The 14,400-nt window shown below is 42.5% G+C and carries 10 protein-coding genes and 2 pseudogenes; 5 read left to right on the top strand and 7 right to left on the bottom strand.

What is annotated here, in order from left to right; genetic code table 11:
- Positions 1–181, bottom strand: a 181-nt coding sequence (locus ACED60_RS24220) for a hypothetical protein (RefSeq protein WP_371728630.1), incomplete at its 3' end; no start/stop codon positions are given.
- 72 nt (positions 182–253) lie between these two features.
- Positions 254–1,777, bottom strand: coding sequence for a hypothetical protein (locus ACED60_RS24215; RefSeq protein WP_102533714.1), 1,524 nt, complete (start codon positions 1,775–1,777; stop codon positions 254–256).
- Between the two features lie 405 nt (positions 1,778–2,182).
- Between ACED60_RS24215 and tnpA the strand changes: the two are divergent.
- A pseudogene (tnpA, locus tag ACED60_RS24210) lies at positions 2,183–2,385 on the top strand (IS200/IS605 family transposase); the annotation flags it as partial.
- A 139-nt stretch (positions 2,386–2,524) separates the two neighbouring features.
- On the opposite strand, the gene ACED60_RS24205 reads toward tnpA, so the two are convergent.
- Positions 2,525–4,783 carry a hypothetical protein gene (locus ACED60_RS24205; protein WP_371728629.1) on the bottom strand — a complete coding sequence of 753 codons (2,259 nt, stop codon included), beginning with the start codon at positions 4,781–4,783 and terminating at the stop codon, positions 2,525–2,527.
- Between the two features lie 189 nt (positions 4,784–4,972).
- Positions 4,973–7,060, bottom strand: a complete 2,088-nt coding sequence (gene traD, locus ACED60_RS24200) for a type IV conjugative transfer system coupling protein TraD (RefSeq protein WP_371728628.1) — start codon at positions 7,058–7,060, stop codon at positions 4,973–4,975.
- Between the two features lie 560 nt (positions 7,061–7,620).
- On the opposite strand from traD, the gene ACED60_RS24195 reads away from it, so the two are divergent.
- The 4 genes from ACED60_RS24195 (at position 7,621) to ACED60_RS24180 (ending at position 10,297) form a co-directional block, all read left to right on the top strand.
- Positions 7,621–7,878, top strand: a complete 258-nt coding sequence (locus ACED60_RS24195) for a helix-turn-helix domain-containing protein (RefSeq protein ID WP_016800114.1) — start codon at positions 7,621–7,623, stop codon at positions 7,876–7,878.
- A 426-nt stretch (positions 7,879–8,304) separates the two neighbouring features.
- Positions 8,305–8,892, top strand: coding sequence for a hypothetical protein (locus ACED60_RS24190; protein WP_229648121.1), 588 nt, complete (start codon positions 8,305–8,307; stop codon positions 8,890–8,892).
- A gap of 383 nt (positions 8,893–9,275) precedes the next feature.
- Positions 9,276–9,728, top strand: a complete 453-nt coding sequence (locus tag ACED60_RS24185; RefSeq protein WP_048667525.1) for a helix-turn-helix domain-containing protein — start codon at positions 9,276–9,278, stop codon at positions 9,726–9,728.
- Complete coding sequence (locus ACED60_RS24180) at positions 9,728–10,297, top strand: PIN domain-containing protein (RefSeq protein WP_017098631.1); 570 nt, start codon at positions 9,728–9,730, stop codon at positions 10,295–10,297. Before ACED60_RS24185 ends, ACED60_RS24180 begins: the two co-directional genes overlap by 1 nt.
- Positions 10,298–11,092: 795 nt before the next feature.
- On the opposite strand, the gene ACED60_RS24175 is transcribed toward ACED60_RS24180, so the two are convergent.
- From ACED60_RS24175 to ACED60_RS24165, 3 genes and pseudogenes are all read right to left on the bottom strand, one after another.
- Positions 11,093–11,662: a hypothetical protein gene (locus ACED60_RS24175; RefSeq protein ID WP_016799065.1), complete on the bottom strand. Its 570-nt coding sequence runs from the start codon at positions 11,660–11,662 to the stop codon at positions 11,093–11,095.
- Positions 11,663–12,514: 852 nt separating this feature from the next.
- Positions 12,515–13,048, bottom strand: a complete 534-nt coding sequence (locus ACED60_RS24170) for a hypothetical protein (protein ID WP_371728627.1) — start codon at positions 13,046–13,048, stop codon at positions 12,515–12,517.
- Positions 13,049–13,131: 83 nt separating this feature from the next.
- Positions 13,132–14,400: pseudogene (locus ACED60_RS24165) on the bottom strand (conjugal transfer protein TraG); the annotation flags it as partial.

The raw sequence follows: 14,400 nt of genomic DNA, 5'->3' as shown, positions 1-14,400 counted from the left end.
CCGCTTCGATGGCCAGCTTGCCATGCCAGAAGGTGTTTTCTTCTTGGTCTTTTTCTTTGAGGTAATAGTTATCACCGGCATCTTTTTCTAAAGAGACGTCAGGTAGGTCTTTGGGGGTTTCTTCGCTTAGGTAGTACTTTGCAGCGCCAGAAGCGGATTTAAGAGGGCTGATAGAAAGCATGACGGTGTTCCCTTGTGTAATGCCAATCACCAATGATGGCGATGAATTGAGTGGTGGGTGCTGTTACTGCGGTTACAAAATGATCCCAACACAAGCAAATGAATTGCTAGCGGTTAACGTTCTTTCTTCGTGAATGGTGACGCCATTTTCATCAATGTGAATGGACGTAATGCCCGCTTTAAATCGGTCTAACGCTATTATTTCTTCCTTGGTTAAATGCTTGCCATGAGTCAGGCATTCTAGACGGTTAAAGCTATATTCATCGGCGGCCATTGCTGGTTTCGAAGAATCAGAATGCTTCATGCACTCATTGCCATACAGCCAATCTTGAGCACACTCTATATTTGGCTCTAACTGGTAAGTCATATGATGGGTGACGCTTGAAAAAGAATGGGACCGGCTTGTCCATTTGTAGCTCACTTGAAAGCAATCAACCTCATCGGGAATGACGGCATACCAACCTCGACTTTTGGGGGAGGTATCTAAATAAACAGACACGTAGCGTTTGTTTGGCCAAAAGCGCTTTGTTTTTGGATTGCCGTTTGGTTTAGCCCAGTCGGGTCCTATAAATTCAAAATGAATGTCTGTTACCTTGTTGCTGGTAAGCTCAGGTGTCAGAAATATTCTGGGCGTAAATTGCAGGTATCGTTCTTTGGGATACAGAGGTAAGTTGATGTTGAGTTGGTGTTTAAGAGCGGAGCGGATCTCAGAGTGCGCTTGAGTGTAGCATTCTGACCATTCAAGATTTTTTGCCGCCTCAATGGGGGACATTCCACGTGAATATAAATAGATATAGGGTGTCCAATCTATTTTGATGTATCGGTATGGGATTTTTTTGATATGAGCTACAAACGCCTTAAACCATCCTTTCCATTCAGAGTCATATTCGTTGGTCATTTTTCCATTTAAATAATTGAAACCTTTTTGTGTAAAAGATACGCATGTTTGCGTGTCGTTGAATTCTAGATACCCCTCTGAAACCAGTTGTCCTAAGATGTCCCTTACTAACATGCCAGAGCGCGGGTAAACATCTAATGAGCGCTTTTTTACTTGTGGCTTACTCAAGTTAATTCGCTTTTCTTTCACGTGCTCTAAATAGTGATTATTTATAGGGGCCACTTGGTGATTTTTGGTGGTAGGCCAGAGCCAATCTAAAAGGTCGGAAGCATAAACAGTATTGGGACCTAGTTCTAATGTATAGGACGTCGGGGCTTTGGGTAAGGGTGGAAGATCACCTTCCTTGCCGTTCATGGCGTTTCGCTCTTCGGGAGTTAAGTTCCTTAGAATGACACAGGCAAATCCTTCAATGTTGTCGATGTGCTCTCCTAGACTTACCCTCACGCTCTGAATAAAAGGGATAATGGACACTTGGTTAAATACAATGTTATGGGCTGAGACGTGGTGCGTTACTGTCTGCGCTTTTAAGTCGTCCCAGTCGCTATAACCTATCGCTTGAGCACAAATCGATAACCATGTGTTTTTTTTAATTGGGCTGTTTGAAATAATTTCAGCATCGGTAAGTTGATTGAGAATAGTGTGTAATTGTTTTTTTAATATCGGTAAATGGTCAGAATTCAAGATGGTCTTACTTGACATGGTAATTCCTTGATAAATGAACGTAAAAAAGCCTTGCAATGGCAAGGCTTGGGACGGGGGTTGAGTGATTAATCGTGATGATAAGGCTCTAGGGTGTAACCTCTATGTTGCGTAAGCTGGATTAGTGAGTACAAGGGGTCACCAGTCGTTGCCGTCGAGCATATCGAGAACAAAGAGTGATTCGGGTTGTTTTTCAGGGGACATATCATGGTGGGTGTTTTAGTTTTTTAATCGCGCACTGTGTTGACGTTTGTGTCGGAATCTTGGTTTCATTGGTGCTCTCCATTGAGGGAAACAACGTGAGGCAAGAGTGGGTGAGGCTCTCCAAGTAGTACTAGCGTTGGAAATTTAAGTTATTAAAATGCAGTGTTTTTGATCGTTCCATTCTGCAAATTTTCCCTATTAGTCTTGTTATCATATCCGCCAAAGTTGTCAATTAGCGTGATGGTGAATAACCTCAAATCCATATCATCAAGAATGCTTAGATTGCAGGATACCCACCTAACAAGGCAAAGCAAAAGCGCTGCTTATGGTCGCGATATTACTTTGCTTGTACAGCAGGAGGGGCAACAATAGAAACTCTTAAAGCATATGTAGAAAGCCAATAACACCTAACACCAGATTAAGCCGCTATCGCGACTGACGCCTTATATCCCCGCCCGATCGAGCGAGGATATAAGGCGAAATTGCTAACCTTATTGGGATCCCTTAAATTTCAATTTAAAGTCCTTCTTGACCCTAAAAAAATTATTCACGAATACGTATAGATAAGGTTCTGTTATCATCATAATCAGATGATAAACCAAGAGAATCATTGCTCCTATAACCAGTACATTCCAAATTTTGTTGATTATCGGTAAGGCAATAAGAAAACTCATAGCCGGGTAGGAGCAGCTTTATTGAAGAGATCCCTCCCCTAAAAATATCAGGGAAGTTCTCATTCGTCCCTGTCAGCAAAGGATATTGAGGTCCATGTAACTGAAGGTCCATGTAAGCGAGACCTATAACATTATTCAAATCACGCTTTTCAATAACAAAAGAGCGATAAGAGTCATTTCTTAAATCACCAAAATAATTACTATCAGCATAGTAGATATCACATGTGCCCCCTAGGTTAGATTGAAGGCAAGCTTTCACTTGATATTGTTTATCGTGCAACCTAAGAGAAGAACTAGTAATACCTACATCCCCTAGCTCTGAAGCATTGTAAACATGGTTAAGCTGGAGCATTTCAAACAATGGAGGCTGTTGGTCTCGATGAGCAAAGAGTGTCGCTAAAGTTAATTGCGGTTGGTCAATTATCTTAACCCCACGTGTGACGTCATTGTCAGAGGCAGCTACGAGTTTTACCGTACCAGTATAGGGAAATTGACAACTGTCTTCCGTCCTTGTATTACAAAGGAGTACTTTTTTCCCTGGAGGCACAACCAAAGATGAAATTGATCGATAGAATGCCCTGTCGTAAATGTCAGTTGTATCGTAGAATGCGTTAGTTCGATCAAGAGTCAACTTTTGGCCTTGAAAGTACTGATCAGTATAGAAAACAACATTTTCTGGGTATAGTTCAAGCGGACCAACCTCAAGATGGACAATAGAATCGTTCATTTCTTCGCCCACAAAATCAAGATCCAGCCCCCATACAGTCAAACAATTTGAATAATCAGTACTTTTACATAAGCGAACGTAACTTTTTGGCCCTACCTTAATCGACGAAATCTCTCCTATAGCATTTATCTCTTCATCAGAAGACCTTCCGTAATTAAGATGGGTCAAGGATCCTTGAAAATTAATATCCTGATAGGCAAGAACAGGAAAACGTTCTAGCTGGGCATCTGTACTCCGCTTCTTAGTATATTGAGAAACACCATTCCAATTATACTCCTCTGATTCTTTACGCTCATCGTTACCCAACATTCCTTCCCAATATTGCTTGGCGACTTGTTCCGCATTGTTTCGGGCACCTACTTTTATAGTATACTTAGTTGTCTGATCTAACTGCCCCCAATAAGAAGCATTGGGAAACATAAGATATTGCTTATTTGAATTGAACTTAGCAGGATTTCTGATCTCGTTTAAAGCTTCTGCACCATATTCACTAATGAGATAATAATCGACTTCATTACTATGAGGAGATGCTTTCATTCTTGGTTCTATAAAGCCATTTGGAGTAATATCGGCGTCTGATATCCAACCACTATAGCCCTCTGAACCAATATATTTTATAAATTCTATATTTTTTTCTTGTTGTAATGTAGTAATCCTACTGTCACTTAGCGCTGAATCAATTTGATTAATACAGGTTTCTCGCTGTTGCTCCCCAGAAAAACTTTCAACATTTAAAAACCATCCTTCAAAATTCAGTCCGTCAGCCAATTCAATGAGCTTTGTCATCAAACTGACTGTCCCTAAATCTCGACAATCTTGAAAATTTCCTCCATGGGAGAGACTAGGCAAAAAGACGCTGCCATAAATCTTGACTCCTTTCACATGAGCTTCTTCAATCCATTGAGGGTCAGGGGCTAAAATTGTGCCTTCTTGAGAGCTTCCTCCCCAAAAGACCATTCCTTCAAGATAATCCCAATAATCAAATCGAACACGGTCAGGGCTAGTGATAGCGTCAGGAATTCTTTCTAATGTAGCCCTAGGACGGACTAGGGCGGTATAACGATGATTTAGCTTGTTTAAGGCAGTATCTGGATCTAGACGATCTTCTATTCTAGCCCAATGATAAACCCAAGGTTGAATAACCCCATCAACGAGAATACCAGTCTGTCTTTCTTTCGTATTTTTACTCAAGTAATCTTCATCACTCAAGATGTCATTTACAGTTAGATCCTTCAAGGAAGGAACTGACGAGGTTGCATTATTTGGCTTATTGATAAACCAAGTGTAGGTTTTTTTCCCTTGGGCATAGGTTTGTGAACTAAAAATTAACCCTCCGATAAAAAAGATGAAAACACTCTTTATCCAAGTTCCCCATTGACGTCGTTCTCTTTGCTTTTCCATATAAAGACCTCTCTATAATTTACCCTGTACTCTGACTGAGGTTAGGTTTAAGGTGGTTTATGATTTATAGAAAATATAATTACCCCTATTTAGACGCCTTAAAAATAATCTTATATATTAAATTATTCATTATTTATATAAATTGCTCTTCTATCATCTCATGGTAATATTTAGCTATTTTCCCTTTCATCATTCAGATATATCGTCCATCCCGATATCTTGAGATATCGCCGACTCTTCGAGATCTTGTTGAGCGCGCTTTTGATAGTGACCGTCTGATTTGAGATTTTCTGCATCATCATTGACAAGATTTTTGACCGTTTTGCTTTGCGTGGCTTCTTTGATTTGGGCTGTCTCGAGCTTCATCTCTTCTGCAGTATCAAATTGCTCTGATTGGCGGGTTGAGAGAGCATTACGCTCTTCTTCACTAAGGAAAAGCCCTGGAGCAACACACTCACAGTAAACGGCTTCTTGGTATGCTTTAATCATCGCTGGAGATAGGGTGTGTTCACGTTTGATAAAGGCTGGTGTCACATCTCGCATCTTATCAAAGTGCAACTCTAATTGAGTGATAAAGCTGCTTCCTGGTACGCGAAGGTAACATTGTAAATCATCCATGGCTTGGATTTCACTGCTAGAGACAACAGGGCGGGTGACGGTTTGGTGACCAATCGATACCCCATCACGCAACGCATTTGCACCGTAAGAAATGTTCTCTCTTGAGACGTCCACCTCTTGCTCACCCAAATCTTTGGATGAGATTTGCGCCATCTGCGCTGATGGGGCGCGAAAGTAAAAGCGAGAGTTGAGTAAATCAAAAATAACGTCCGCGGTATTTTTTCCGTAGGTTTTCACGAGCTGCGCATAAGACTGGAGACCAATCACATAACAGCCCCCAAACTTACGCACTTCTGAAATGATGTTATCCAGCTCAGGCAGTTTATGCAGACTAGGCATCTCATCCATAATCACCCAGATACGGCGGTCTTCATCGGCTTTGAGTCCCAAAATAGCGTTAGAGGCAATGGCAAGCCAAGTTGAAATTAAAGGACGCAGTGAAGCGTGTTGCTGCGCGTTACTGGATAAGAATAAAAAGCCTTTTTGTTTATCATCTTGTACCCAAGCGGTGATGGAAAACGGCTTGCGTTTGGGTTGACCTTGACCGTCTTTTTCATCCAGTCCATCTAAAAAGCGCAGACTCTTAATGTAAGTGGCCAAAACGGACTTAATCGAGATGGCGGTCTTTTTGATGTCCTTGGAGACTAGGGAAGCAGACTCTGTGCCTTGCAGGAAGTTACCCAACGCTTCGAGCTCTGAGGTTAAAATTAGGCTGAGCAATCGAGCGGTCGAGCAGGGCTTATTATCTTTACTCATGCGATACGCCGCACTAGAAAAGATAGTCCGTGCGGAATCAACCCAGAACGGATCACCTTCACCATGTTGCGGGATAAGCGCGTTCGCAATGTTTTCAAAATCAGGGGCATCCTTAGCATCACACCAGACATCCCAATTGGCGCAGCGTTCATCGAAGGGGTTGAGTAAGGTATCTTGGCTAGGGTCAAAGAACTTACTGGTAAAGGTGCAGCCTTTATCATAAATAATGGCTTTATCCCCACGTTTACGTATCCAGCGCAGGAGTTTACGAAGCATGACGGATTTACCTGCCCCTGTGGTGCCGTCGATGAGCATATGCTGAACTTCAAACTCACGCTTAAACAAGGCCAGCCCATCCACTTTGAAATCAGAAATCCGTCCGTTGCCTACACCCTGTCTTTTGAGTTTCTTTGCCCGTTTTTTCAAATCATTTGTGAGCACTTTGGGTTCTGCGTATTGAAAGCCTCGAACGTCGAAATCTTCACTTTGCTTTTCGCCTTGTCGTTTAAAGAAACTCATGGCGAGCATCAAAATAGCGAAGGCAATACAGAAGTTGATTTGTGCTTGGCGAATGACGTCATCATAAAGGCTGATGAGTTGGGTATTTTCCAGTTGGGAGGCGAGCGTGCCAACGTAGCGTTTTCCACTCCAGAACGTCGTGACTTCGCTGTTAAGATTGTGCCCAAAGCTGGCATAGATATGATTGCGCCAGTAGTAGAACACAGACCAAAAGGCGTTATCGGGCGCGCGTAGCCAGGTAAGAACGCCAGTGAGCGCTATCACCGACCAAATGGCGGCGTAGACTAAGGTATTGTTGACTTGAAAGAACATCCGAATGGAGTGAAAAGTAATTTGTCCGCCACGGGTAAAGTGGTTGCCGGACGCGCGTTTAGGTCTAGGCATCGTGGTTCCTTGAGAGTGAAATGCAGTGCTTTTTTAGGTAATTACCTGCGTATGCAGATGAGCTGGCCAACAATTGAACGGTTGTTGGCTAATGGTATTGCGGTGTAGGGCTCTGATATGAAAAAAATTTACGCATGCCGAAGGTAAGTCACGGATGTTCACCTCTCCGACGGGGTGGGGGTCTAGAGCCCCGACATGCTGGCAAAACTTGGGTGGTTTATTTCCTTGCGCTGATAATCCTCACGGTCTCGAATGTGGTCAGCGTTATGCTCGAAACCTTCAAAGCAATCCTGATTACTCTTTTTAAGAAGAAAAGCGAAATTGGTCTCTGTGTAATAGAGATGGTGAGCTTTATGTTGATGATGGGCATCACCGGACAGGGATTGGTCGAGTGTTTTTAGAAACGAATGGCTTTGAGCTTATGATTAAAAATGTCCTCGTTGCTTATTGCGCTGGACAGTTATCCATCGTATTCGTATTTTCCCGCGTCGGCTGATTTCAAGGCGATTTCATGGTAAATTTGTCAGAATGATAACGTTCCTTAATGACCTTCAACTTCTATGAATGACCAACTAACCCCAATCAACAAAGACCATTTAAAAAAACTTATCCGAGCAGAACTGGAACCGACATGGTTTGATAAACAATCAGTTAGCCCTGATATGTCTTGGGTGACTCCTGCTGTGTTTGAAATATTGTTTACTGAGTTGATAACTCATACGCGCGGTAATCAGTCTAAGGCTGCTAGGGTTTTAGGGATTAACAGAGGTAATTTCACCAAAAAGTTAAATCAGATCACAACTCGTGAATTTGGATAGGATGAGAGCTTATAAGTAGGTATCCGCCTATTGGTACCCTAACGAGGGTGCAGAGATTAACCAACCCCCATGACCTCTCAAGAAATCAATGGCAGTTGCTCTAATTTTCGCTTCAAGGAGCACTGGCGGTAATCTACTCCAATTGCAAAGTAACCATCATTGGGCTCTTTTAGAAGTCAACGAATATACCCGCCTATTAGTGTCGCGATAAGTTTTATAATTGGCGCTTTTTACTTCAATTTGAAAACAATTATCGGCATTTTTAGGTGATTTCGATCTATTTGGTACCATGAGCATAAACTCAACCGACGAAGGTTTTAGACAGGTTACGCCCCAACTTTGTGGATAACTGCTTTAATTTGTTATAAAAAAATAATGTTAGGTTGGAATTTAACGAAGCAAGCAAAACGGAAGGCCAAATTAACCATGGAAAAGATAATTCACTACGATATTCTCAAGGTTAAAGTTAGAAGCGATAAAGAAAGCACTCGACTGACCAGCCAATGGGATCAGGTTCTACAAATCTGTCGTGACAAACCACTCGGAGAGATCGCGAGAGCAAGATTAGCGTTTAACCTTGTCGATTACATCACAAGTGAAGATCTACCTTTTCGCTTATTCATCACACGCGCACCACAAGCTATGGCCACCATAGGCGAGGAAACACGAGTGTATAAAGAGCATCGAGTTATTAATGGTAAACAAAGCGGCATGATTTACGCCAAAAGCGAACAAATGTTACCAAGAGAAATCCACTATACGAATGAGTTTGTGGCAACCCGCTACGTTGCTGGGACAAAAACACCACTCTCTGCCACCTCCCTCGTTGATTGCCTCAAGGCTGGAGATGTCATAACACCACTCGATGGCATCTTGTTTTTAGGCTGTAAACGAATCGCCAGTGATATAGCACGTCTTAAAAAAATCGAACCCACCATGAACATCGAAATGAAACGTATCGAAGTATCAGACAACTTCACAGGCACAACAAGAAAGATGGCAAGTTACGAATGAATAACGAGGCGTAAACGATTGCCGCATGCTTTAACATGACAGATATAACTGAAACTAATCTTCGGACAATTCCGAGTTATGAATCATAGAACACTCTGACCTTTCGAATTACTTCTAATATTATAATCATTCAGCTAGCCTACATCTGGCTGACCAATTCCTCTCATACACTACATATTGAAGTACTATGATTAAAGATAGTTAAGCATGCGTTGATAGACCTTGAACTAGGCCGCCTACGAGCACTAAGTCCAACGATAATGTGACACTCTCTTTCTTTCGAATATTTCGAATGTTGACTTTTTTCGAATATTTCGGATAATGTCATGGTGAGAAGGTTTGTATACCATGACATCAGAAACTAAAAACTAGAGAGAAACACGATGAATACTGCTACAAAATTGCCAAGCGCTGAAGAAATGGCACTGGCTAAGCTTGGTAGCCAAGAGTTGTCAGCCGTTATAGAAATTAATGGTGAAGCTCAAAGGATTAACGTTGTCGATAAGTCTGGTAAGACTCACGAAGTAACTATTCCAGCAAGCGCATTAAATATGATGATCGAGATGCTTACTCAATTAGGTCAAGGCAACTCTGTTAGCATCACACCTATTCATGCGGAACTCACAACGCAAGAAGGTGCTGATATGCTAAACATGTCTCGTCCTACTTTCATTAAGCTTCTTGATTCAGGTGATATTCCGTTTAGCCGTACTGGCAACCGTAGAAAGGTAGCTTATACTGATCTTATGGAGTACAAGAACTGCCTAGAAGAGAACAGACTAGCTGCTCTTGCTGAACTATCTGCATTAGACCAAGAAATGGATATGGGATATTAATGGCGTCATATACGGTAATTCTAGACGCATGTGTAATGTACCCAGCTCCACTCCGAAGCTACCTAATGTACTTGGCCAATACTGGCCTGTTTAGAGCGCGATGGACAGAACAGATACATGATGAATGGACTCGAAATCTACTGAAAAATAGGCCAGAGCTAAATGCAGAACAACTGCAAAGAACTCGACAGTTAATGAACGCAAATGTTCCAGACTGCTTGATTGAAGGGTATGAGTCTTTAATTGATGGCCTTACTTTACCCGATGTTGATGATAGACATGTTGTAGCTGCCGCCATTAAAGGTCAGGCTGAGTCTATCATTACGTTCAACCTAAAAGACTTTCCTTCTTGCGAACTCGAGCCTTTAGGTCTAACAGCAATACATCCAGACGAGTTCCTGTGCGATATGTTCGAATTGGACAGTAGCGCATGCGTTAAGGCTGCTCAGCAACAAAGAGCTTCATTAAAAAGGCCACCAATGAGCCAAGATGAGTTCTTAGCTTGCTTACAAAAGCAGAGACTCCCAAGCTTCATCTCACACTTAAAGAGCTTCAAATTGATGCTTTGAATTAGTAGATTTTAAACTAGGCCGCTGATTGCGGCCTTTTTGTATACACTCATTCGCGTCTGAAATGTGTTTACTATTTAGCTGTACTCTCCCCGATATTTAAGAGAGCATCATTCGATGTTCTCTTATCTTTTTAACACTTTTGGCATATAAGAAAAAGTACGGTGATTTCAGTAGCGTGATCTGCTACTGAGTAATTACGTTAACGCAGAAAAGGGCACTTTCGAGTTAGAAAGTGCCATAGGTAAAAATTCAGCCTGTGAAGGTTTTGGGCAAAACCTTGCCAGTGCCTTTTCTAAATTAGAAAACCATCAATAACTACAGGTATGGCAAATTTACTTGTGAAGTGCTAGTGCGGTGAGTAGCATCGTGCTAGCAAAAGTATTGGGTTAGGTGCGCACTAAGTGCCGTTAAATTAAATTAAGGCAAAATCACACACATCTAAAACCTGATCTATACTCATAATGCAGTAAAGATTAGCTTTCATGACACTCTCTAAGAAAAAGCCTCCCGATTGGGAGGTTTTTTTTGCATCTAAATCTGGGTTCGCACTAAGTGTCGTTATGGTAAATGTGTATTCAGCAACGTTAAATACTACTGTGAAACTACCTCCCCCTCTCTACGCGCCATAACGTATTAAGAGCCAACGTAATGGAAAGGAGGAGGCTTCCACGGATACCGAAATAATGAGCTTTTCAAGCTCACGCTATGCTTACCTTGCCATAAATAACAGGGTTTAGCATGAACGCTAATTGATCAAAAAACCATCATACCTCAACGCTAATTTGGGGTACGTTAATAATTATTAACATTAGTGATAGCAGAAGATAAAGTTGTTGTTTTGTACTTCCAATAAGTAATTTTAGTTGCTTGATTTTTTCCAACATTTCCAAAGTAACTTTCCCAAGCATCGCTACTTGTTAGTAACTCAGAAAACATATTACTCAAATCGCTAGTTGTCCAAACCTTTTTATAACCTTTAGTCCCTGTAGGAGCTGGACTTTTCTTATTTACATAATTATCTACTTTGTACTTATCTTCATAAGCCATAAAAATAGTGTATACAACACCTTGAGGCGCTGATTGTTTATACCATGGAACAACTACAAAATGGTGAACAGCTGACCCCATTAAAAAATGCCACACTTCTGTTTCTGAGTTTGCTCCGGAAAAAGCAAGAGCCGTATTTATTTGACTCTGCATATTTCCTTTATTTTCAATAACAGAACCATTGCCAGAATCGTTCTGAACAGAACCGTAAACAGCACGACTAAATTCAACTGGTACAGATGGGCAATTACTCAATTGCATCAGTTTTGAATTATTCTCTATAGCTAAAATTAGATCTTCACCTGTGTTACTCATATTTTGCTCCGTTAAACGTATAAATCGGGAATAAAAACCAGCCAATATACTGTATATAAAAACAGCATTCAACCAGGGGCAAGGCCGCTATTTAGTTTATAAAATGGCGCTCCTTATCCTTATAGTAAAGAACACTTAATATCCCTGTGATCATCCTCATCGGGCGAGGTTTTACTGCGAAATTGCTAATTCTTATTGACGCAAGTTTTAGATTGCGGAGGACGGCTTTAAAATTGTTGCAACACAACCTCACAAAAATCGGTGTTTATTATTACTATTTGGTAAATGTGCGAGTTTGCTATCAGAAACAGCCCTCAGACCACCTCAAACGCTCTTAGCGAAGATTTTAGACACTTGATCAAGGCGGTATGCTTCCATAACGCCTTGTAAATTTGTGACGCTTTAAGATCGGTTTGTAGAGCAAAAGTCATCGAGTTGCTTTGAACTAAGAACTGCACTCTGATACCCAGTTTACGTTCTTTTTGAGTTTGGGTGTCAGATTAGTTCTATTAGGCCAAAAACCACTCGACTGTGAATGCAGACTTTTTGGCGAAACCAATTTAGGGGCAGAAATGAGCTAGATCTACTACTCTAATGATTCATTAGAACGAATAGCAGCGTACCGATGCGATCGCTGCCATTTTAAGAGGATACTTTATTGCTTGCTACTCATGGAAACAGGAACGTAATACTTTCTTGGGCTATATAAGGGGTTAAAGGAACGTTTTTGTGCCCAAGCAGCGGCCAATGAATACCTAGTCTAGAATAAAGACATTTAACCCGTTCCTACTCTCTCGTACTGGCCTTATACCTGAAATAACATTCAATCTCGATGGATATCCTGTGCTGAGATTAATATTTCCAACCGTTCAGTTGCAATGACTTAGGGATAGGGCTGTAGCAAGGGTATTCGGTTTGTAAGCCGTATTCGAAAATATATTCCGTCGAAACCATGAATGCTCCTGCGTAATTATCTCTTCTAAACTTTTGAGAATCGTTTTGGGCGGTTTTCTCAAGCACCGTCCAAATCATTTCTTCAAGAAATTCAGGGTGGCGATTCGGATCGAGCGCCATCGTGTCACGCATACAGAACCAGCTTCCTCCCCCTAGGCGTTTTTGATGATTAGCACTGCCAAAATACGCCGTATGCAAACCTTGTAGGTAGGCGTTTAAGCGTATGGACTCCACGGTGTCCGTTTCATCTATGTGCTGCAAGAAGTAAGGCAGTTTGGTGATGTCTGCCATATCTTTCTTATCTATGTTCATCAGCGTGGGACTATTGTACTGCTCGTGTATCTCGCTCAGCAGTTGAGTGAGCTCAGGAGAGTGGGGTTGAGCTTGCACGCTCGCACAGGTAAGCAGCAGTAATGGCAAGACTGTTTTCATGGTCATTCCTCCTTTAGATACCTGATCATAATACCAGTATTTATGCGGTGCATAAAGTTCTTTTTTATGCACCTAGTTAAGTATTATTCTTTCGGATTTTGTGTGTATCTTGGCGCCGAAGGATAGGCTTGATCGGAGGTGACGTATTCTGTCCTTTCGGGTCTAGTGATCTCCTTTTCTACCTGCGACTTGACGGTCATTTCAATCATCGGCTCAGGTTTGATGATGGGCTTCTGCGCTTCCTCTTGCTGAAGTTTTACATCATCAGTTACCCCATCAAAGCGCTCTTGATTAAACAGTCCGCCCGTTCCCTTGGTATGCAGCATCTCGGTGCGAGTGTGTGCCACGGTATCGACGGTACTAGCCCATCCTTTCTCCATCGTTTTGTTTTGCTCGGGTGTCAGTTCTGGTTGTTGGGTTGGGGTGGTGGCTTGGTGCGCTTGGTTCATTTTGCCCACAATTTTTGCCGTGTCACCATCGAGTCCTGCCATGGTGGCGAACGCTTCAGTGCGAGTAAATTTTTGCCAGCGTTCTTTCGCCTCAGCAATATCTTCCGGTTGGTAAGCGGTCATTAGACGTTGAACGTCTTCTGGCTTTGCTTGTCGTTCCAAATAATTCTGGAAGCCTTGAATAGAATTGGCCGTAAAGCTGGCACTGCCAGAGTCTAGGCGCGTTTGAGTATTCGAGAGGGCGTTCAAGTCCGATTGGCTTTGCATCACGCTAGCACCAAGAGACTTGGTGTTGCTGGCGTTAATCGCAAAATCATGCGCAAACTGCTCAACCGACGTTCGGGTGTCTTTATTGTCCACCTGCGTGCCGGCACTGGTCACGGCATTTGCCCCTTCGGTGTATTGCTGCGTGGCTTGCTCAAGCTGCTGCTTTTGCTCGGTATTCATCTTGCTGTAAGCCGTACGCTCATCATCTGACCATTTCACGCCGCCACTGGCGCCTAAATTGAATGGCGATGCCCCTTTACCGGTGCCTACGCCGCCCTCGAAGCCGCCATGGGCACTTTGCAGGTAAGCTTGTGATTGGTCTTTCGTCCAACCCGTTTGTTGACTCACGCTGTTCACCGCCGTTTGCATGTCATTCATGCCTTCACTGACTTGAGTGTTAAAGCCACTGGTGCTGCCTTCACCGTAAGCCAGATTTTTACCCACGCTGTCATGCCAGCGATCGCTCAGCGCGGCACCCCCTTGGAGGGTTTGACCCAGCTGGGTACTGGTTTGTTCAAGGTTTTGCTGCGTTTGGCTGCGGGCATTCGCCACACTCTCTTGCAGCATACTTTGCGTGTTGGCGCTGATGTTACCGCGACTGGTGGTTTGTGAGCTGTCGTAGGTGGTGCGCCCATC

The sequence above is a fragment of the Vibrio sp. 1F279 genome, assembly GCF_041439815.1.
GTDB classification, from domain to species: domain Bacteria; phylum Pseudomonadota; class Gammaproteobacteria; order Enterobacterales; family Vibrionaceae; genus Vibrio; species Vibrio tasmaniensis_A.
The sequence above is the reverse complement of the archived record's forward strand: the minus strand, read 5'-3'. Positions and strand labels throughout refer to the sequence as shown.